Source organism: Pandoraea anhela (assembly GCF_902459655.1).
Lineage (GTDB): Bacteria > Pseudomonadota > Gammaproteobacteria > Burkholderiales > Burkholderiaceae > Pandoraea > Pandoraea anhela.
In genome coordinates, this window is the sequence record NZ_CABPSB010000019.1 from 88833 (window position 1) to 109555 (window position 20723).

The 20723-nt window shown below is 62.1% G+C and carries 13 protein-coding genes and 1 pseudogene; 5 read left to right on the top strand and 9 right to left on the bottom strand.

The features are described from left to right. Positions 1 to 108: 108 nt before the first annotated feature. Positions 109 to 783, top strand: a complete 675-nt coding sequence (locus tag PAN31108_RS21435) for a lipocalin family protein (protein ID WP_150670790.1) — start codon at positions 109 to 111, stop codon at positions 781 to 783. A gap of 185 nt (positions 784 to 968) precedes the next feature. Here the strand turns inward: PAN31108_RS21435 and PAN31108_RS21440 are convergent, their stop codons facing one another. Further along, a complete protein-coding gene (locus tag PAN31108_RS21440) occupies positions 969 to 7463 on the bottom strand; it encodes a beta-1,3-glucanase family protein (RefSeq protein ID WP_503124997.1) in 6495 nt (2164 codons plus the stop codon). Between PAN31108_RS21440 and PAN31108_RS26865 the strand changes: the two genes are divergently transcribed. Next, complete coding sequence (locus tag PAN31108_RS26865) at positions 7450 to 7740, top strand: hypothetical protein (protein WP_246184080.1); 291 nt, start codon at positions 7450 to 7452, stop codon at positions 7738 to 7740. The two genes, PAN31108_RS21440 and PAN31108_RS26865, sit on opposite strands and share 14 nt — an antisense overlap. Positions 7741 to 7879: 139 nt before the next feature. Here PAN31108_RS26865 and PAN31108_RS21445 read toward each other — a convergent pair whose 3' ends face one another. The 4 genes from PAN31108_RS21445 to PAN31108_RS21460 all read right to left on the bottom strand — a co-directional run bounded on the left by PAN31108_RS21445 (position 7880) and on the right by PAN31108_RS21460 (position 12183). Beyond that, the gene (locus PAN31108_RS21445; protein ID WP_150670792.1) at positions 7880 to 8104 is read right to left on the bottom strand and encodes a hypothetical protein; all 225 of its coding nucleotides are present in this window, start codon (positions 8102 to 8104) and stop codon (positions 7880 to 7882) included. Between the two features lie 217 nt (positions 8105 to 8321). Then, positions 8322 to 9779, bottom strand: a complete 1458-nt coding sequence (locus tag PAN31108_RS21450; RefSeq protein WP_150670793.1) for an amidase — start codon at positions 9777 to 9779, stop codon at positions 8322 to 8324. Between the two features lie 71 nt (positions 9780 to 9850). Next, positions 9851 to 11068 (bottom strand): MFS transporter, encoded by a 1218-nt coding sequence (locus tag PAN31108_RS21455; RefSeq protein ID WP_150670794.1) that lies wholly within the window; start codon positions 11066 to 11068, stop codon positions 9851 to 9853. An 11-nt stretch (positions 11069 to 11079) separates the two neighbouring features. Next, a complete protein-coding gene (locus PAN31108_RS21460) occupies positions 11080 to 12183 on the bottom strand; it encodes a porin (protein WP_150670795.1) in 1104 nt (367 codons plus the stop codon). A 288-nt stretch (positions 12184 to 12471) separates the two neighbouring features. Between PAN31108_RS21460 and PAN31108_RS21465 the strand changes: the two genes are divergently transcribed. After that, positions 12472 to 13347 carry a MurR/RpiR family transcriptional regulator gene (locus tag PAN31108_RS21465; RefSeq protein ID WP_150670796.1) on the top strand — a complete coding sequence of 292 codons (876 nt, stop codon included), beginning with the start codon at positions 12472 to 12474 and terminating at the stop codon, positions 13345 to 13347. A 100-nt stretch (positions 13348 to 13447) separates the two neighbouring features. Here the strand turns inward: PAN31108_RS21465 and PAN31108_RS21470 are convergent, their stop codons facing one another. From PAN31108_RS21470 to PAN31108_RS21485, 4 genes are all read right to left on the bottom strand, one after another. Then, a complete protein-coding gene (locus PAN31108_RS21470; RefSeq protein ID WP_150670797.1) occupies positions 13448 to 14590 on the bottom strand; it encodes an amidohydrolase family protein in 1143 nt (380 codons plus the stop codon). A gap of 18 nt (positions 14591 to 14608) precedes the next feature. Continuing rightward, positions 14609 to 15919 carry a type I glutamate--ammonia ligase gene (locus tag PAN31108_RS21475; RefSeq protein WP_150670798.1) on the bottom strand — a complete coding sequence of 437 codons (1311 nt, stop codon included), beginning with the start codon at positions 15917 to 15919 and terminating at the stop codon, positions 14609 to 14611. 110 nt (positions 15920 to 16029) lie between these two features. Next, positions 16030 to 18105 (bottom strand): oxidoreductase, encoded by a 2076-nt coding sequence (locus tag PAN31108_RS21480; protein WP_150670799.1) that lies wholly within the window; start codon positions 18103 to 18105, stop codon positions 16030 to 16032. Further along, the gene (locus tag PAN31108_RS21485) at positions 18092 to 18997 is read right to left on the bottom strand and encodes an N-formylglutamate amidohydrolase (RefSeq protein WP_174995089.1); all 906 of its coding nucleotides are present in this window, start codon (positions 18995 to 18997) and stop codon (positions 18092 to 18094) included. The genes PAN31108_RS21480 and PAN31108_RS21485 overlap by 14 nt, the downstream gene beginning before the upstream one ends. A 248-nt stretch (positions 18998 to 19245) precedes the next feature. Between PAN31108_RS21485 and PAN31108_RS21490 the strand changes: the two genes are divergently transcribed. After that, positions 19246 to 20589, top strand: a complete 1344-nt coding sequence (locus PAN31108_RS21490; protein WP_150670801.1) for an APC family permease — start codon at positions 19246 to 19248, stop codon at positions 20587 to 20589. Positions 20590 to 20628: 39 nt separating this feature from the next. Then, positions 20629 to 20723: pseudogene (locus PAN31108_RS21495) on the top strand (electron transfer flavoprotein subunit beta/FixA family protein); the annotation flags it as partial.

Consider the following 20723-nt stretch of genomic DNA (forward strand, 5'->3'; position numbering starts at 1 on the left):
CGCGCCATCTGGATGAAAAATATTTTCGATTTCGCTGCATCCACACCGGCGTGGCGTCCGTATCCTGCCTAAGAAGACGTCGTATTCATGACCTGAGGGAGGGTTCGCATGCTGCCTGCTGCCGTCATTGCTTCCGACATAACGACATGGGTATCGCGCCGAAACCGGCGATTGGCGCAGCGCGCGCAACAATGCGTCGTACGCATTATCGGTGCGGCGTTGACAGGCCTGGCGCTCTCGGCATGCTCCGGATCGCCGCCCAACCCCAATCCCCGTGCGGATGTCCCGCTTCAGTCGGTGCCGGTGGATTTACCGAAGTACATGGGGCGCTGGTACGTGATCGCCAACATTCCGTATTTCGCCGAACGCGATTTCGTCGGCAGCCGCGCCGAGTGGGTGTTGCGCGAAGACGGCAAGATCGACGATCACTTTTATGGCCGCAAGGATGGTTTCGACCAGCCGGAGCGCCACTATCAATTCGTCGACAGCGTGGTGCCCGGCAGCGGTGGCGGACACTGGCGGGTCCGACTCTTCTGGCCCATCTATGTCTCGCAACTCACGGTGTACGTCGACCCCGACTATCGCTACACCCTGCTCGGCTACCCGGACAAGTCGCTCGGCTGGGTCTTTTCAAGGGAGCCGCAGATGGACGACGCGACTTACCGCGCCCTGCTCGCCCGTTTCGACGCCCTGGGCTACGACACGTCGCGCTTCCGACGTGTGCCGCAGACCCCGGAGCAAATCGGACAGGCAGGCTTCGCGTCGCCGGGGCAGAAGGATTGACATGACGGGACGGCGGGCACGCCGTGACTTGTCGACGAGCGCATTGTGTTGAGGAGCGCATGGTTTTGACGAGCACATAAGCGGGAGACAACAAAAAACCCCGCAGACCAGCGGTCTCCGGGGTTTCCGGGCGGGATGCCGTCAATGCGCATCCCGCCGATCCTTCACGTCTCGATGCCGATGCGTCAGAAGCCGATGCCCAGGACAACGTGCTCCGGTGTCGCCGAGACCAGCGTCGAGCTTTGGTCGGCCACATCGTCGTACGAGAAGCCGTAGGCCTTGCGATCGATGCTGTGATCGTGCCAGAACTTCGCGTAGGCGTTGTACGGCCCCTTGGCATACCAGGCCGACGACGGGGCTGCCCACTGCGTGTCGTCTTCCATGATATGGCGGTTCAGTGCTGCGGCCACCTGGGCTTCGATCGCCAGCTCCGTCGCATTGCCGGAGGCCAGCGGACCCTTCGCTTCGAGCATGTCCTGCGTGTTCGGATGGTTCACGTAGTACTTGCCGCCCACAAAGGCGCCATTGCCCTGATCGATTTCGGTGAACACAAGCTGGTCGCCGACCGTCTGGCCAACAAACTTGCGTGCATTACCCCACATCAACAGCGTCAGCGTGTGCGTACGGTAGTACTCCCACATGCTGTCGATGTAAGCATCGAAGTACTTGCCGTTCGGTTGTCCCGCGTCGAATCCGCCCTTGCTCGGCGCCATGATGCGATACGGCGACGGGTTGGTCGGCAGGAACTCCGGCGGCACTTCCTTCTGGTAGGCCGCGAAGATCGATGCGCGCGACTCGGTGATACCCGAGCGAACGTGCGTCGTGCGGTTGCTGCCGTACACGTCTTCGGTCAGCGGGAAGCCGAACTGATCGACTTGCGTGTTGTTCAGCCACAGGCCGTTATCGCCATAGGTGAATTCATACCAGTCGAAGTAGACGTCGATGTTGGGATCCGTCGGGTTGCGGACATCCGGGCCGGCGAAGCCGATCTGGTTGGCCGCATCCTTCAGGGTGCGGATATACAACGGCGAGCCCAATGCCACGAAGGCACGCGCGCCGAAGAGCTTCGGGAACTTCAACTGCTTCGCCTGCGCCAGCGTGAAGAAGTAGTTGCTGTAGTTCTTGCCGCCCTTCGTCAGATGGCCCGGTGCGTCGTTATCGGTGTCCGACATCAGCACCGTCGTGCCGTCCGGCTTGAGATAGACGAACTGGCCATTCTTCGCCGGATCGTGCGCGATAACCGCAACGTAAATCTGATCGTCGCGGTAGGCGCCGTTCGTGTTGTTACGCAGCTCGACACCGATCTGATTCGGATAAATCGGATAGTCCGGGATCGTGCCGTCGTCCGTCGCAGCCGGCGCGTTAGCGCCGCCAGCCCCGCCTTTCGGCGGGACAGCGCTATTGCCACTACCACCCCCGACCGTCACCGGCGTGACCGTCAACTTGGCCGGCGTGCTGGTGACGTTCGAGTTGCCGTCGTCGGCCACCACGCCGTACTGCGCGCCGTTGTCGTCCAACGTCGTGGCCGGCGTGTCGTACGACGGGTTGGCCGTCACGGCAACCTGCTGGCCGTTGCGGAACCACGTGTACGACAGGTTAGGCGCACCGATCACCGACACCGAGAAGTGCGCCGACTGGCCCACTTGCACGGTTTGCGGTTGCGGCTGCTGATCGAAACTCAGCTTCGGACCATAGATTTCGAACTCGAACAGCGAGTAGCCGTACTGCGTTGCCCGCTTGACACCCTGCATGCGCACATAGCGTGCAGCGACCGTCTGGAACGACAGATTTTCGGTCGCCCCACGCCCCGTGTTCTGGGTGTAGACCGTCTTCCAATCGCCATCCTTGCCGGTGTCGGACACCTGAATCAGATACTGCTTGCCATACGCAAATTCCCACTTAAGGCGAACCAGGTTGACCGCCTGCGACTTGCCGAGGTCGATCGTGATGCTGGCCTTGTCGGCGTCCGGATTGTCCAGGAACAGCGATGCCCACCGCGTCTTGATGTCGCCATCGTTGACGTTGGTCGCCGCGCTGAAACCCTCGTACTCCACCGGCGTCGACGTCACCGTCTTGTTCAGCGCGAGGTTCGTGTCGTTGGACGGCACGCCATCCACGACATTGAGCGTTGCACCGTCGCTCAGCTTGCTTGCACCGCCGGCGCTGACGAGCACGGTGAACTGCGCACCGTTGTCCTCCAGCTTGACGGCCGGCGTGGTGTAGCTCTGGGCCACGGCGCCGTCGATCTGCACGCCGTCGCGATACCACTGATAGGACAGCGCACCGGTGCCGGTCGCACTGACCGTAAACGTTGCCGTCTTGCCAATGGACGCCGACTGGCTGATCGGCGGGGTGACGATCACGGGCGGCGGGACTTGCGGGTTGTTGTTACCCGGATCCGGCTGAGCCTCCGTCACCGTGAGCTTGAACTTCTGGCTCGTCACGCTTGCCGACGCGTTGCTCGCCACCACGTAATACTGCGAGCCGTTGTCCTCGAGCTTGAGCGGCGGGGTGTCGTAGACTGGCGCCAGCGACGTGTACACCGGTGCGTCGTTGGTCTCCCCTGCCTTCGCCACGCGGTACCACTTGAACGTGATCGGCGCCGAACCGTCGATGCCGACAGCGAAATGCGCCGACTTGCCGACCGTGCCCGTCACGTCCTCGGGCTGCACCGTCAACTTGGGCGGCGTCACCTGCGGCGTGCCGGACACACACAGCACCCAACCCGGCGCGTTGTCGATGAGGCCTTTACGCTCCTCGCCGGCTTGCGTGATCAGGAAGGCCTGCGTCTTGTCCTCCGGCACGATGGTCGAGGTCCACGTCGTCCACTTTTCCGGGAACGCGCATGCGGCGGTGTTGTTGCCGGCAATCGAAAGCGCTTCGTCATGCGTCGGCAGACGCTTGCCCTGCGCTTCGCACCACGCCTTTGCGGCAAGCTGCGTGAACTGCGCACCGGCCTGCGTGAGCGTGTATTGCTTGCGATTCCACACCAGCGTGCTGCTGTTGTCTCTGACCGTCGCGGGATCGAGCACCGAATAGCGTTCGTGGGTGTAAAGACTTCCGTCGTTACAGTTCGGAACGTCATAGACCTCGATTTCGTACAGCGAGTAGCCATAGGCCGTGGCGCGCTTCTGCCCCACCATGCGCACATAGCGCGCAGTGATCGTGGGGAAGGTGAAGTCGTCCACGCCACCGGCGAAGCCCGCCGGCGATTCGTATGCCTTGACGAAGTCGACGTTGTTGTTCGACACCTCGATGCGATACGAACTGGCGTAAGCCGCTTCCCAACGCAGAATCATGCGGTTGATCGGCACCGGCGCCCCGAGATCGACCGTGATCGACGCGTTGTCGCCGTCCTTCTGGTTCGAACCCCAGCGTGAACTGACATTACCGTCGGTCACGTTGCTCGCCGGCAGCCCCTGCGGATCCTGGTTGCTCGCGGAGAAAGCCCGCTTGCCACGCGCAAGGTTCACGCCCGGCGCCGCCTGACTCAGCGTTGCCGGATCGCTCACGACCGTCTTGCCCGAGGCGTTCGTGACCGCCACCGTGTACTTGCCGAGGTCCTTCGGCGCGACCGCGTCGATGGTGAGCGTCGGCGAATCGCCGCCCACCACACCCGACGGGCCGGTCCAGAGGTAATGCAACGGCTTCGAACCTTCGGCTTCCACGGTAAACGTCGCGCTCTGGTTGAGCGCCGCGATGGTATCGCCCGGACCGCGCGTGATCGTCGGCGCGGTTGCGGCACCGACCTTGAGCACCACCGGCGAGGACGTCACCTGCGCGAGGGGGTTCTTGACGAACACCTTGAACAACGCGCCGTCGTCCGCTGCCGTCACCACGGGCGTCGTGTAGGTCGCCGACTTCGCGCCGTCGATCGCGACGTCGTTACGGAACCACTGGTACTCGATCACGGGGGAACCCGTCACCGCGACGGTAAACGTCGCCGTCTGACCGATCACGACCGTTTGCGCAACGGGTGGCGTGTCGATCGTCACCGCACGCGCCGGGATGACCGACAGTACCGCGTCGCCCGACGTCACGACGCCTGCGGCATTGCGCACGCGCACGCCGTAGACATGGCCGTTGTCGGCGCTGGTCGCGGCCGCCGTATCGAGACTGCTGCCGGTGGCACCCGGAATGTCCTGGTGATCGCGCTGCCATTGGAACTGCATGGGCGCGGCCCCGGAGACCGACACGTCGAAGTGTGCGGGCTGACCGACGCTGACCTGCTGGCTGGCCGGCGGCACCACGATCTGCGGCGCCGACGTCGCAGCTTGAATCGGCACGACGACCGGCGCCTTGACGTCATACGACACCGTGCCTGCGCCCAGCCCCGGCGAGGTGGCGCTCACCGTCACGTGGCCCGTCTGGAACGTGCTGCGAATCGCGATACGCGTCAGCCCCCCTTCGGCGGCGAGTTCGTGATCGCCCGGCGAGTGATAGCTCGCGGGCTTGTCCATCGTCACGATGTGATCCCAGCCGCCACGGTAGTTGGCCACCGCCTTGTTATCGACGTCGAACGTGATGAGGTTCGAGGCGTCCGGTACGACAACGCCGTTGACATCGACCACCTGCGCGGTCACGAATGCGGCGTCCGATCCGTTGGCCGTGATCTGGAAGGTCTGACCATCCGGACGAACGACGTTCGGCACCATCGAAAGCACAATGTGATGCGGTGCACCGGCCGTGACCTGTTCGTCGATCACCGGCTTGCCGTCGTAAGTGACTTGCGCGCCGAAGCCGTCGACGCAAAGCGCCTGCACCTTGCCGGGCGCCCAGGGCACGTCGTCCCAGTGCACTTGTCCGACCAGGCCGGTGGTGTCGCCCTTGTCGTTGTCGGTCGCCGTCGCCAGCGTATTGGGCTTCTGATCGCCGCCTTGCTGCACGCCGTTGACCATGAGACGCACCGCCGGGCAGTTACTGAACGCATTCACACGCACCGGCCCCTTGCGGTTCCAGGTGTTGGCGAGATGGACCACCGGCTTGATGTTGTAGGGCGTCCAGGCTGCCTGATACGCGTAGTACATCAGACGCGGGAAGCGGTTGCCGTCGGTCATCGACTCGCCCAGCGAGCGCACGAACGGGCCCGTGGGGTTCTGGATGGCATCGTAAGTCTTGCCGCTCCAGTAGAACCCGTCTTCCCCGGGTTCGTCGGCCAGATACCAGTGAGCGATACCGAAGGCGTTGGCGAGCACGCCTTTGCGCCAGTTGTTGAGGAACGGACCGACGAGATCCATCTCCTTGTCGTAGTTCTCGCGGAAGTCCCCACGCCCCCAATACTCGGCAGACCATGCGGGCTTGTTCGGGAACTGGTGCTTCACGCCGACTTCGCATCCTTCGAGCGTGCAGCTCAGGATGTCGCCGTTGTCGCCGTTGGGCGTGCGATCCGCTTGCGCGCGCGTGTTGATCGGATCCCATGTACGGCCGATGACGGCGAGCTTCTTCGCGAAGTCCGTCTGCATGATGCCGTTGTTCGCTTCCCAGGCCAGCACCGACGGGTTATTGCGGTCGCGCACGATCATTTCGCGATGCAGCTCCTGCTTGAGCAGGTACTTGTCGATCTTGTTCTGCGGGCAGTCCTTCGTCGGCGCCGACAACTGGTAGCAGTCGTTGAAGCCGTTTTCACCGTCTCCGCTGGGCTGCACGACGAAAATGCCCAGCGCGTCGGCGGCCTGAAGGAACTCCGGACTCGACGACGAGTGGCCCGGACGATACAGATTGCCGCCCGCGTTTGCCAACAGCTGAAGATCGCGCCACTGCTGCTCTTCCGGCACGGCGGTGCCGAGGGCCGGATAGTCGTAGCGTCCCGACCCGCCCCAGAGATGCGTGGCAAATCCGTTGACGCTCGGGAAATTGGTGTCCCAGGTAATCGTGCGGATCCCCAGCGGGCTTTCCGTCGAATCGACCACTACGCCGCCCACGCTGACGAGGTGGAACACGCGATACAGGTACGGTTTGCCGCGAGGCACGTTGTTCGGATACCAGAGCGTCGGATTGTCGACCGTCAGGTTCTGGGTCACGAGGGTCGGGTGCAGTCCCGGACCGGCGTTGGGCGGCAGAATCACGTCGCTCTTGGACTGCGCGACGACCTTGCCCTTCGCGTCGACGATCTGCGTAGTGACCTGTGCGGTCTGCGCAATGCCGGACTCGTTCAGGACGTTCGTGCCGATCTGAATGTTCGCAGAGGCCGCCGTACCCGAGCCGTCCGTGGCCGGGCTGTCGATGCTCACGGTCGAGACGTGCGTCCCCCAGGTGTTCAGCACCGGGTAGACGTTCAGCGGGATGTGAACCGGGTCCGTCACGTACATGTAGACCGGACGGAAAATGCCGGTGTCGCCCTGACCGAAGCGGAAAGCACCGGAGAAGTCCGGATCCTGGAACCAGTCACCGTTCGATGCCACTCGCACGGCGATCACGTTGTCGGTCACGCCGTCGGCGGTAACCGCGTCGGAGATATCGACGGCAAACGGCAGGAAGCCGACCACGTGCGTGGCGTCGGGGTTGCGAACGCTTTGATTGCGGATCAGCTTGCCGTTGATGTAGACCTGAGCGCCCATGTGAGCGCCCTCGAATTCCACGATGATCTTGCGGCCGGCGTATGCCTTGTCGAGCTTGAAGTGCTTGCGATACCACCCCAGGCCGTTCGGTGCCTCACCGCCGCTTCGAATGTTCGAGAACATTTCGTTCTCGTTCATCGAATGCGGAATGCCGACCGACTTCCAGCCCGAATCGTCGAATCCCGGCTGCGAGACGCCATTGGGTTCGGCATTCCCCAGAAACTTCCACGGAGTCGCACCGAGATTGATCTTTACACGCGCCGAAGCGGGAACCGGTATCGGCGGCGATGTCCCATTGGTTTGTGGAGTGGCTGTGCCCGCCACCGCGAACATGCAAGCCAACGCGATGCTCGTGCATGTCCACGCGAATGAATGTCGTCTTCTCATTTTTTCATCGTGATACCAAATGATCCCGCCGACACTCGTTTCGCACAGCTCTGAGACAGTCCGAGATGTTCCTTAGCGACGCCGACGGTTAGATTGAACTCCGAATGAATGGCGGCACTCTGAGGTACCTCGGGCGCAATACTAAGTTGGCTTCACCTGACTGGATTTTCACGAACGCCTTCAACATCTTTCATCGAAAAGCCTTCGAAATGCTCAACTATTTCACGTATCAAAACAAAATAATCGTGCAGATCAAGCGCTGAAAAGGCGATCTCCGGTTGTCGCAGAGCAATTCTCAAGCACGCCTCGTAAGAAAAACCTCCCATCGTCCGGTAGCTTTTGATCGAAATTCGGATACCTAACTGAAGAATTGACATCAGATGCCGTTCCCTTCAACCCGACACTGAAAAATTCACCACTGCACCGTCTTACGCAGACCGACGACAATCCTGCATCGACGATGAAAAAACCCCGGTGAGCAGGGCACCGGGGTTTCACTGACCACGACCGTGAGGGTATGTCCCTTGCCTGCGAACCACCCGCCGGCATACGGCTCTAGGCGCCAGGGCCGCGAGCCACAAAGACGCATGCCGATCAGTTGCGCGCGGACACCAGCGGGCGTCGCCCCGACCAGGGCATGACCTGTTCGAGCACGGATGCAACTTGCAGCAACATGGCTTCATTGCCAATCTTCGCCGTGATCTGAACACCAATCGGCAGCCCCGCCTCGCTCATGCCCAGCGGTAGCGAGATCGCGGGTTGCCCTCCCACATTGAAGGGGAAGAGGAATGCGGTGTCCTTGAGAAACGCTTCGTTGTACGCCGCCCAATCGCCTGTCGACATATCGAAAGCCGACCCAATGGGGAACGGGAGTCGGCACGACACCGGAGAGACGAAGAGATCGAATGCGTCGAGTGAATTGGCGATCTCCATGCCGCCATGCCGCATCGCATCGATATCTGCCGCATGCGAGACCGCGTCGATGCTTTTCCCCATTTCGATCGCCGACCAGGTGTACGGTTCGAGTGTCTCTTGCGTCGGAGCGACGCCTAACGCTTTTGTCGAACCGGCGAACTGAAGCGCTGCCTGCACAGCGAGAATTCTCGTGTAAGCGCGCCAGCAACCCTGGATATCGAAGCTCAGATCGTGGGCGTCGACATGATGCCCCAGCGTGGCCAGTTGCACCGCGACGTCGTGCACCGTTTTTGCGATTTCCGGATCGACCGCCCCCCCTTGCGGCGACCGCACAGTGAATCCACAGCGCAAGCGCTCCGGTGCTTTCTCGGACAGCGACAGAAAAGAGCGATCCGGCTTGGGCAGCGCATAGGGCTCGCCCGGCGTGCCACCGGCAACGACATCGAGGAAGGCCGCCGTATCGCGCGTGGTACGAGACAGGCAAAGGAAGACCGCGCCCCCATGCCAGAAATCCGCCGCGGGCGCGATAGAGGCACGCCCACGCGATGGCTTGAGTCCGACCGTTCCGCACATGGCCGCCGGCATGCGAATCGAGCCTGCGCCGTCGCTCCCCTCCGCCAGCGGCACCATGCCCGAGGCGACCGCCGACGCCGCCCCTCCGCTCGAGCCCCCGGAGGTCAGCGCGGTGTTCCAGGGATTGCGGGTCGGCCCGTTGAGTTTCGGCTCCGTGGTCAACGCCCAGCCGTTCTCGGGAACGTTGGTAAACCCGAAAGGAATCAGTCCGGCGGCACGCATCCGCCGCACCGCCTCGTTGTCGGCGGCCGGCACATTGTTATGCAGCCGGTAATAACGGCTGCTGTTCGTCGATTGCAGACCGGTTGCGGTCGTTGCAAGATCCTTGAGCAAAAACGGAACGCCGGCGAATACGCCGTCGCCGGGCGGCAATCTCGCCCGCTTGCGGGCATCGTCGTAGCAGCGCTGGCTTACGGCGTTGAGCGTCGGATTGAGCTCGTCCGCGATCTGGATCGCCACCTCCATCAACTCCGTCGCGCTCACCTCACCGGCCTTCACCAACGCGGCGAGTCCCAGCGCGTCGTGTTGCAAATACACTTCTCTCATCGGGTTGTGCGTCGTCATGTTATCCACCTTCATTAAAAATTCGATAGGTCCGCCGTGGCGAACGGCGTACCTACCCCTTATCAATCAAGTCAACCGAGCGCGCGCGCCGTCACCCCATCCCGGGCACGTTCGCGGCGAAATCCAATCAGATGCACGAGCGCGGCAACCGCCGAGAGCGCCATCGGGTACAGCCAGAAGCTCTGCCAGCCGGCGAGATTGAGCGCGGTCGCGCCGGCCTGGAGGCTCGTGTTGTAGATGTGGCCGGCAACCTGTGCACCAACGAACATGCCCAACCCGTAGGTAAAGAACATGACGAGCCCTTGCGCCTGCCCTTTGGCTGCCGGCCCGGCGACCTTTTCGGTATAGACGAAAGCCGTCACGAACAGAAAGTCGTAGCAGATGCCGTGAATGGCAATACCGATGAACACCAGCGTGAGGCTCGGTGGCAGCGCGCCGGTGGAATAGAGCGCATAGCGTGCGACCCAGGCGCACATGGCGAGCAGAATCATCCATTTGTATCCGACGTGTCGGATCAGCAGCGGAATCAACGCAATCGCAACCAGGTCGCTCAGTTGGCCTGCCGTCATCACCGTGCCCACTCGCTGGAACCCCACCGCGTCGGCAAACGTCGCGGTATATGCGTAATAGAACGTGAGCGGAATCATGATGAGGAACATGCACCCCAGCAGCACGGCGAACTGACGGTGCTTGAGCAAAGCCAGTCCCTGAGCGAAGGTATTGGCAGACTGTGATCCCGGATTGTCCTGCGGCAAACGTCGGGGCAACGTCAGGCTCAGCCCCCCCAACACCAGCGATGCGACCGCCGCAATCGTGAACACCGACGTGGAATCCGACAGCCCTGCCTCGCCGATGAAAAACCCCGGCACGATCCATCCGACATTCGCGAACAATCTGAGGTAAGGGAAGTTTTCCGCCTGCCCGAGATGCGCAAACGCAATATTGTTCGTCAGCGATAGCGTCGGCATGAAACAGAGGTTATAGACGAACAGCGTCACGAGCAGGCCCGTGCTGTCGCCCCGCTCGATGAACGATGGCACGGCGAAGAGCAACAAGCCGCCAACGACGTGCAGCGCACCGAGCAGCCGCTCGGCGCTGAAGTATTTATCGATCAGATAGCCGGCAATGAAAGGGGTAATCATCGACGCCACCGGGCCAAGCGAGTACAGATTCCCGATGTGCGCGCCCAGACCGTGTTTGCTCAGGACGAGCCCTGCCGTCACGAACCATGCGCCCCAGACGAAGAAGTTCAGGAACATGACCGCCGCGATACGAATATAGATGCTCATGATGCGTCACCTCAGAACGTATGCTTCAGGCCGAGGCGAAACGCCGCCTGTGCCCGGGTGGACGATGCGCCGAAGCCGGTGATCTGAGCGACGCTCGCGCTTCCGGCAGCGCGCTGGTAGACGGCCATCAGGTAAATGTCGGTCCGTTTGGAAAGCAGATAGTCGGCCATGAAATTCACCTGGTGATATTTCGGCGAGGCGCCTGTCGAGTTGTCGTTGCCGAACGTGTACGTGTAGGCGCCGAGCAGATACCACTCAGGCCGGAGCTGATAGCCCAACGCCAGTTCGACGTTCTTGAAACTGGCGTTGTGACCGGAGGCGCCGCCCACGAATACCGTGTTGGTGAAGCTGCCCATCAGCTTGGCCTTGCCGAACGCATAACTGATCCCCGCGCCCGCAATGTTTTCGTACTCGGCGTTAGGCAAGTAACTGCCGTACACGGTGTTGGTGTATGTCGCCCTGTTCATGTAAAACCCATCGAGCCCCGTGCCCGGCGACGCCGCTCGCAGGAATGCCGCGCCGAAGCCGATCGGACCGTTTGCATAATTCACGCCGATGCTCCACACGCTGTTGCGATGGAAGTCGCCGACAACGTTGCCGAACGCATACAGACCGCCGAACGACAGCCCGTTGTAATCGATGCTCCGATACTTCACCGAATTGCTCACGATGAAACCGTTATCCGTGTTGTCCACGTCCTGCGGATGCGAAAAATACCAACCGGCATAGGCGCCATTAGACGTATAGGGCGCTACGAAATCGACAATCGAGTCGTATTGCCGGCCAAACGTCAGCGTGCCCGACGTCTTGCTCGACAGGCCCATCTTCGCCTGCCGGTTGAACGCCCTGCCCGACCCGTTCCCGGTAAATCCGTCGAAACCGTTCTCCAGTTGAAACACCGCCGAAATTCCCCCGCCCAGATCTTCACTGCCCCTGAACCCGTAGTTGCTTCCGACAGGAACGCCGCTCACCGCCTTCCACCCGCTCCTGCCGCCATCGTTGCTCACATATGTCAATCCACTGTCTATCAATCCATACAACGTCACGCTGCTCTGCGCTTCGGCGCCCGACGAACACAGCGCTCCCACTACCCCAACAACGGCCAATCGCTTCACGATCTTCTCCTGTCCTTGCGATGACGCCGGCACGTTTTCGGGATGTGCCGGTCGTTTGCTGCGCCGTGGGGTACGGTTGTAAATAAAATATGGACAACTAATTTTTTTCTACTTGTGTTTTCGACATTCGATATGCGCGATACGGGAACGTCGGCGGTGCCGCGCATGCCCGCAGACTTGCTACCATCTCCCCCGCCGGAGAACGTCAGTCAACCTTCGCTACATGCACCTCCGATTCAAGCGTATGCTTAAGAAATAATTTTTTCATTAGGTGTTACACTGACGAATATGAAAAAAAATGACCAAACACTACTGGAGCGTATGCGCAGCGCCATGCAGACGCTGAGTCCGGCCGAACGACGTGTCGCGATGACCTTGATCGCCGACTTCCCGATCACCGGACTGAAGACGGTCGTGGAAATCGCAGCGGCGTCCGGTGTGAGCCCGGCGACCGTGTCGCGATTTGCCGAAACGCTCGGCTATGGCAATTTCGCAGAGTTCCAGCGCGCGCTGCACGCCGACGTCGTGGCGCGCTTCGCTTCGCCGGGTGCGCTCTTCGAAACATTGCCCGACAAGCTCTCCGAAGGTGAGGGGGCAGACGCCGCGCTTACCCTGTTCAATCAGCTCGTGACGGACACGATGAGCGCAACGGACGCCAGTGAGGTCGAAGCGCTCATCGATCACCTGGCCGACCCCAAGCGCACGATCTACTTCCTTGGGGGGCGTCAGACCGGATCCCTGGCACTGTATTTCCGGCAGCTCACGCATAATTTGCGCGCGAAAACGGTGCATATCGGCGGCATCGACGGCACTGCCGTGGACCTGCTCGCCGAGCTCGATTCGCGTGCCACGCTCATCGCCTTCGACTTCCGACGCTATCAACAGGACACCGCGGACTTCGTCGCGGCAGCCGCTTCGCGCAAGGCGCAGATCGTGCTCGTGACGGACCCGTACATGTCGCCCGCCGTCAAGAACGCGCATCAAGTGTTCGTGTGCCACACGCGCAGCGGCGTGCCGTTCGATTCGTTCGTCAGTGTGCTGGCCTTCATCGACTTTGTGTGCCAGCAACTCTTCATTCGGCTGGGGCAAGACGCACATAACCGCATTACTCGACTGGAAAGTATTCGCGAAGCCGCAGGCGTGGAACACATGTTGAGAAAATAGACACACTCGCCCGACCCCCACGCTTTATCGGTCGAGTGCGTCAAACCATTGCCTCATGCACGTCGGACTATGTTGCTCATTTGCCGATGTGCCTGTGTGCTCACACCCCCGCGAGCGGATAGATTCGCCGGGCGTTCCCCACGGAAATCGCCTCCGCAATGCGTTCCGCATCTGCGGGGGTGCACGCGCCGTCGGCAATCCAGCTGTCCAGCACCCGGCCCAGCATGAGGCGGAACTGCGCCGCGCCGAGGTAATGCAGTTCGGGCAACCCGAACGCGTCCGAACTGAACAGCTGTTTGTAGAACGGCCCCATTTCCATCGCGTGACGCATCGCGCTCAATGCCGACGGCCCCAGAAAATTCAGGATGGCGCCGACGTCGTAGTACACGTGCTGGAAGATCTCTGCGAGCCAACCTGCTTCCCGGATGAACGGATAGTTGTGCAGCAGTGTGATGGGAACGCCCAGCGGCTCCGTGGCTTTAAGGAAATCGGTGAAGTGCGTCGGGTCGCACGCATGCATGTAGACATCGGGGTCGCCAAATCCGACATGCAGTTGCAGCGGGAATCGCTTCTCGCGACACACGTCGATCCCCATCCACAAGCCGAAGCGCAACAGCACCGTATCGCTCAGACGAGGGGCCTCGCCGCCTGACGTGTCGAGTGCGCGCAGCCAGCGCGACGCGGCCGCCTCCACTTCCTGCACGCTCGGGCGGGTCTGGTCGATCTTGAATGTCGACCGGTAAGCCACGACACTTTTCAGACCAACCGCGTCGACGCAACGCGCGCGAAGTTCCGCCTCGCAGCGCTGTGCGAACGTCGCGGCGTCACCGCCCTCTCGCGCGACCCCCTCGATCACGGATTCGATACGCACCACCTCACGTGCCGGGGCAGCGGCAAGCGCACTCACGCCCCCCACATCGGTCAGACGCGTCGAGCGGTGTCCGGTATCGACCAGGTAAATCCCGATCCCCGAGGCGCGCAGCAAACGGCGTCCCACTTCCTCCACACCCAGCGCCTGACGGCGCTCGACGTAGGCTTTCGGTGAAGCAAACGGCTCGAGATCGAGAACCGGCGCGCAGTGTCTGCGGATCAGCAGCCCCAGCGGCTTGTCGAACTGCGATGTGCCTTCCGGCGGCGGCATATAGCTCTCGGACAGAAGCGCTTCGAATCCGGTGCGATCGAGCGGCGCGCGAATGGTGCCGTGGCAATGGTGGTCGATCAATGGATGCTTGATGTCGATCATGATGTCGTATCGATGAGGTCAGTAAATATCGCGATAAATGTCGCAAACGGCCTCGGGCGTGCGCCCTTCCATCGCGGCGATTTCATCGCGCTTGATCCGGAGATAGGCGTCGAGCAGCGTGGGGGACAACCACTGCGCGACGGCCGCGTCGGCCTGAAGCGCATCCAGCGCCTCGCCCAACGTGGACGGCAACGGCGTGATGTCCAGCGACGCGCGCTCGGCATCGGTCATGTCGGCCGGATCACGATCGGCGAGCGGCGGCGTAGCAAGCTGGCGACGAATGCCGTCGAGACCGGCGTAAGCGAGCATGCCGATGAGCAGATAGGGATTGCTCAACGCATCGGGCGCCCGAAATTCGAGATTGATGGCCCGCGCGCGATCTTTTTCATTCTGTGCTGCCGGAGGGCACACACGCACCGCCGCCTCTCGGTTTTGCACGCCGAACGAGCTGTAGCCGCAACTCCAGTGATGCGGTCCGAGCCGCTGGTACGACACCGGCGCCGGTGCAGCAATGGCGCAGATGGCGTTGACGTGCGCCATGATCCCGGCCACAAACGCACCTGCTTTTTCCGAAATCAGCGACGGCGAACGCGCGTCGTACAGCACGGGTTGGCCGTCCGCATCGACGAAACTGAAATGCACGTGCTGACCGTTGCCCACGGCGTCCGGGGCGGGTTTTGGCGAGAACGTAAGCTTGAGGTTCTGCCGTCTTGCCACTTCGCGCAGCACTTCGCGAACGAGCAACGCGCGGTCGGCGCCGCTCACACCCGGCGCCGGGCCACACGCAATTTCGAGTTGCCCTTTGCCGAACTCCGGCTCGATGGTTTGTGGGTCCAGATTCGCGGCCCGCAATGCGGTGACTGCCGCATCGAAGAACTTGGCCGACGCGCGAAACGCGTCGACGGTGTAGACCGGACGCGCGGCGATCTCCGGCTCGCCCCAACGCGTGAACTCGAACTCGAACGCACTCAACATCGTCCAACCGGTCTCGGCGCGCAACGCCGAAAGCGCCGTCTCGCAGAACGCACGCGGGCAGCAATCCCAGGGCGTGCCGTCGCGCGTCATCGACTGCGTCAGCACCATATTGAACGAGGGCCACCCGTCGCTCGCCGGCAGATGTGCCCCGGCGCCCACGGGCACCTGACGCACTTCGTCCATCGGCCCCCATGGGTTGTCGGCCACAGTGCCGAACGGCAGGATCGCCTGACCGGCCGACGGCCAGCCCACGCCGTTGCGCTTGACCGCACTCAGATCGTCCTGCAAGACCGCCCTGCATCGGGCCAGACCGTTCAGGTCGCACCAGGTCAACATTGCCAAATCACTATTCATTTCGCTCTCCGTACTGCTTGTCGCGTGTCTGCCGGCGTCGTCTCTGCGCCGTGCGGCACGTCGTGTCTATTCAGATAGATCCGTGCGCTGCTGTTATCGTGTTCAGTCCGTCATATCGGGAACGGAAATGCATCGAGCGCGGGAATTTCGCGGCGGAACGTCAAGGTCTGCACCGGCACGCCTAGCTCACGCGCGAACCGATGCCCCGAATAGACGGCGGCCGCTATCGTGCCGGGCGCCAGCCCGTCACCGATCAGGTGAAGCGACGTCTTGCCGCCGTCATCCGACGCATTGCGACGCTCCGCCAGCGCGTCGTACAAACTGCGCTCAGGCGCCCGGGACGTGACCAGCAGCATCGATGCCGCCGCGATGTCGTGTGTCTTGCCGGTGTACTCGCAGGCGAGCGTGACGCTATCGTCGCCGACACCGGCGATCGAATGCGAGGCGACGATGGATACGCCAAGTTCCATCAGGCGCCGCTGAATACGCGTCTGTTCGAGTGTGTTGTGCGTCCAGTTGGCGACATCGACCGCCGGCGTCACGAAAACGACTTCGACGCCGCGTGCGCGCAACAGCTCGGCGAGCACGCTTCCCATGTAGTAGTGATCGTCGTCGAACAGCACCACCGGAGACGGCACCGGCGCACCGGCCATCACATCGTCCGGGGTCAGCACCGGCAATGCCGTTTGCGGCAGCGGCGAGCGCAACGCACGACCGAGGCCGTCACGCCGCCAATGGGAGCCGGTCGCCACGAACACATGCGCCGCGTCGAACTCCAGCACGTCCTGCGCGCTCACCGGACTGTCCTGATAGATCTCGACGTTGGGCATGCGGCGCAACGCTTCAAGGCGGTAGTCGATGACGCGAATCCAGGCCGAGAGTCCCGGCAGGCGCGCTTCGCGCGTGACCCGCCCGCCCAACTCGCGAGCGGCGTCCACCAGCGCCACCTCATACCCGCGCTCGGCAAGCACGCGGGCGCACTCCAGCCCCGCTGGTCCCCCACCGACGACAAGCGTTCTCGCCGGCTCGCTGGCGCGAGGCACCCGCTCCGGATGCCAGCCACGGCGCCATTCCTCGCCCATCGTGGGATTTTGCGTGCAGCGTACGGGCGTCATCGTGTGATCGCCGCTGACGCAGATGTTGCAACCGATGCATTCCCGGATCTCGTCGGTGCGACCGGCATCGATTTTCGCCGGCAGGAACGGATCGGCGATGGACGGGCGCGCGGCCCCGATCAGGTCCATCACGCCCCGCCGGATCTGCGCGACCATGGCGTCCGGCGACGTGAAACGCCCGACGCCGACGACCGGCTTCGTGGTCATCGCCTTCAGCCCTGACAGAAACTGCTCCTGAAATCCCTCTTCGGAGAATCGGGACGTCATGCTGTCGTTGGACCAGTCGGCGACATTGATATCCCAAAGGTCGGGCAGTTCGGCAAGCGTCGCGAAGATCTCGCCACCGTCGCCCTGACGCTCCAGCCCCTCGCGTCCCATGCGTTCGTCGACGGCCAGGCGAACCGCGACGGCACACCGGTCGCCCACGGCATCCTTGGTGTCTTCGATCAGTTCTCGCAGCAGGCGCAGACGATTCTCGACGCTGCCGCCGTAGGCGTCTTGTCGCCGATTGTTGCGCGGCGTCAGGAAGTGGAACGGCAACCCCAGATCGTGCCCGGCGTAGACATAGATGATGTCGAATCCGGCATCTCGAGCCCGCCGGGCCGCTGCCCGGTGCAACTGCCGCAAATGCCGGATGTCCTCCAACGTCATGGCGCGCGCCTGAATCGGATCGTAGCCGCGCACAGGGGTGTCCGACGGCGCCCACGGAATTTCCCGGCTGAATCGGTTCGGCGCGGAATAGCCGTTGAACGCCAGCTCGATGCCGGCCAGCGAGCCATGCGCATGGACCGCCTGCGCCATGCGGGCAAGTGCGGGCACATCGCGGTCGTCCCAGAGCCGGGCTTCGATGTAGGGAGAGAATTCGCTCAGTGGGCTGATCTCGCACTCTTCCGTGCAGACGACACCCCATCCGCCCTCGGCTTTCACCGCGCGCATGCCCGCCATGGCCGACGGATGGACGTGCCCCATGCCGTTGCAATGCGGCACCTGATAGAAGCGATTGCGTGTCCTGACAGGGCCGATCTGTACCGGCTCGAACAGGATGTCGAAGCGTGGATCACGAGCGGACATCTTCGCGTTCTCCTCTCGACAGTGTCGAAACCGTGCGCGTGAGCAGACTGGACATCGGCAACCCCTGCGTCGCGCATGGCGTCTCACGCTGCCAATGGCCTCGATGCTCCCGCTGGCATTGCACGAGTGCGTCGACGAACACGTCGGCCCAATGGATCGCCCCTTCCGGGTCGGCGATGAGATCCTGCCGAAACTCGACCTGAAGGTGCGCCAGCCCACGTCGCATCGCGTGCTCCGGCGTCGTGAAGTCGATGCCGATATCGAGCGTATACGGTTGGTTATCGCCCACGCACAGGTCCTCGCGCGCTTGCAGGCATTCGATGACCGGGCGCGCCACGCGCTCGTCTACCGACCAACTGATGCCAATGTCCCACGGACGATGCTGGCCCTGCCAGTGGGGTGTACACGAGTGCAGCGACAGAAACACCGGAGCGCCGCCCGCCGCGAGCACGCCTTCAAGCTCGGCAGCTACCGTGCGCTGATAAGGCACGAGAATCTCGTCGATCCGCTGCTCGCGATTGCGTGCCGAGAGTCCCCGGTTGCCCGGCACGGCAATGCCACCCGACGTTTCCGGAATGGACGCCGGATCTTCCGGATACCGGTTGCAATCGATCACCAGTCGCGAGAACCCGGCTTCAACGAGCGTTGCGCCCAGACGCGCGGCCACACGTCTGGCTACGGTGTGCATGCCGATGTCCCAGCCGATGTGAGACGCAAGCGCCGACGCCGTCAACCCCAACTGCGAGAGCTTTGCCGGCACGGCGTTCGAGGCATGGTCGGACACGATGAACCAGTGGGCGCTGGTCCCGCGAATTACCGTTGCCGGCGCAGGGTCCGACGCCTCCAGCAGCCCTGGAGACGGCCGTGCCGTCCGTTCAGCGAAGGCGCTCACGCTGCACCACCTTGCGCTTCGTTGCAGGACAGGAATGACTGAAAGATTATTTTCATAAAATACACAAACATCAAAAATGAAAAATCACAATCAAAGGTTAGCACTTTCGCACGGAAGATATATATATTTCTTTTCTAAGTGTTTACTCTCATTTGTATGAAATTTTTCATTCTGTAGTCTTGCCATCCAAACCGCATGGGGCGGTTCATCGTCGCCCTGTGGGGGGCCGACGGCTTCGAGGGGGAGATATGACTGTCGAGTCGTTTGGATATACGCAAGAGCTCAAGCGCGTACTGAGCTTTCGGGACCTGATCGTCTACGGGATGCTCTGGATGATCCCCGTCTCGCCATTCGGGATTTATGGGTTCGTCTCAGATGCTTCGCATGGGATGGTCGCCCTGGCCTATCTGGCGGGTGTCATCGCCATGGCGCTGACGGCCGTGAGCTATCAATCGATGTCGGCCGCCTTCCCGCTGGCGGGGTCCGTCTACACCTATGCCCAGCGCGGAATCGGACCGACGCTCGGGTTCATGGCGGGCTGGTTGATCCTGCTCGACTACCTCCTGATCCCTTCGCTGCTCTATATCGGCAGCGCAGCCGCCCTCGCCCCGATGTTTCCCGAGTTGCCTCGTTGGGGATGGATTCTGCTGTTCGCCGGTATCGGCGCAGGAATCAACCTTCTCGGCATGGAATTCACCGCGCGGGCCGGCAAGTGGCTGCTCGCATTGCAACTGCTGGTGCTGTCGGTGTTCTGCGTCACCGGCCTGTATGCGCTTTACTTCGGCCACGTCGGTGCGGGGCGACTGACGATGGCCCCTTGGTATCAGCCGGCCGCGTTCAGTCTGTCTGCCATGTTTTCTGCGGTAGCAATCGCAGCCGTGTCTTTCCTCGGTTTCGACGCCATTTCCACGATGTCGGAAGAGGTTCGGGCAGAGGGCAAAGGGCTTGTCGGACGCGCGACGTTGGCGTCGCTCTTTGTCGTCGGCGCGTTATTCATTCTTCAAACGTGGATCGCTGCCGATCTGGGTGCAGGACATCGGGCCAGTGCGCCGGAGACGGCGTTCTATGAAATTGCCGAGTTCTCCGGTGGCCATTGGCTTTACGTCCTGACATCCTGCACCACCGTGTTGGCATGGGGTGTCGCAAACTCTCTGGTATCGACCGCCTCCATTGCACGCATTCTGTTTTCGATGGCGCGCGACCGTCAGTTGCCTTCCGTGTTGGCGCGGATCTCTCCGGTCCGACGCGTTCCCTATGTGAGCATTCTGCTGGTGGCCGTTATCTCGCTCGTCGTTTCGCTCGCGTTCATGGAAAAGCTCGATCAGCTCACCCGTTTTGTGAACTTCGGCGCGCTCACCGGCTTTCTGATGTTGCATGTGGCAGTCGTCAACCATTTCGTGCGGCGCAACCGTTCGACGCAATGGCTACGGCATCTGGTCGTGCCGGTCGTCGGTTTTGTGGTGGTCGCCGCCGTGCTGTACGCGATGGGCCGCGATACCTGGGTGCTGGGTCTGGGTTGGCTCGCCGTAGGGGGAATCTATTACGCGATCCTCACACGCGTGCTGCGGCAACGGGTGCAGATAGAAGTCTGAGTGGCGCTGCCGTGTTCTTGTCGTATAGGAGATAGTGAAATGAAGGTGCTTGTGCCCGTCAAACGGGTAGTGGATTACAACGTAAAAGTTCGTGTGAAGAGCGACGGCACGGGCGTCGACATCGCGAACGTGAA

What these genes read in the sequence shown, in the direction of transcription:
- PAN31108_RS21435 (WP_150670790.1), top strand. Translation starts at nt 109, where the DNA reads ATGCTGCCTGCTGCCGTCATTGCTTCCGACATAACGACATGGGTATCG.
- PAN31108_RS26865 (WP_246184080.1), top strand. Translation starts at nt 7,450, where the DNA reads ATGTTCGAGAACATTTCGTTCTCGTTCATCGAATGCGGAATGCCGACC.
- PAN31108_RS21440 (WP_503124997.1), bottom strand. Translation starts at nt 7,463, where the DNA reads ATGTTCTCGAACATTCGAAGCGGCGGTGAGGCACCGAACGGCCTGGGG.
- PAN31108_RS21445 (WP_150670792.1), bottom strand. Translation starts at nt 8,104, where the DNA reads ATGTCAATTCTTCAGTTAGGTATCCGAATTTCGATCAAAAGCTACCGG.
- PAN31108_RS21450 (WP_150670793.1), bottom strand. Translation starts at nt 9,779, where the DNA reads ATGACGACGCACAACCCGATGAGAGAAGTGTATTTGCAACACGACGCG.
- PAN31108_RS21455 (WP_150670794.1), bottom strand. Translation starts at nt 11,068, where the DNA reads ATGAGCATCTATATTCGTATCGCGGCGGTCATGTTCCTGAACTTCTTC.
- PAN31108_RS21465 (WP_150670796.1), top strand. Translation starts at nt 12,472, where the DNA reads ATGAAAAAAAATGACCAAACACTACTGGAGCGTATGCGCAGCGCCATG.
- PAN31108_RS21470 (WP_150670797.1), bottom strand. Translation starts at nt 14,590, where the DNA reads ATGATCGACATCAAGCATCCATTGATCGACCACCATTGCCACGGCACC.
- PAN31108_RS21475 (WP_150670798.1), bottom strand. Translation starts at nt 15,919, where the DNA reads ATGAATAGTGATTTGGCAATGTTGACCTGGTGCGACCTGAACGGTCTG.
- PAN31108_RS21480 (WP_150670799.1), bottom strand. Translation starts at nt 18,105, where the DNA reads ATGTCCGCTCGTGATCCACGCTTCGACATCCTGTTCGAGCCGGTACAG.
- PAN31108_RS21490 (WP_150670801.1), top strand. Translation starts at nt 19,246, where the DNA reads ATGACTGTCGAGTCGTTTGGATATACGCAAGAGCTCAAGCGCGTACTG.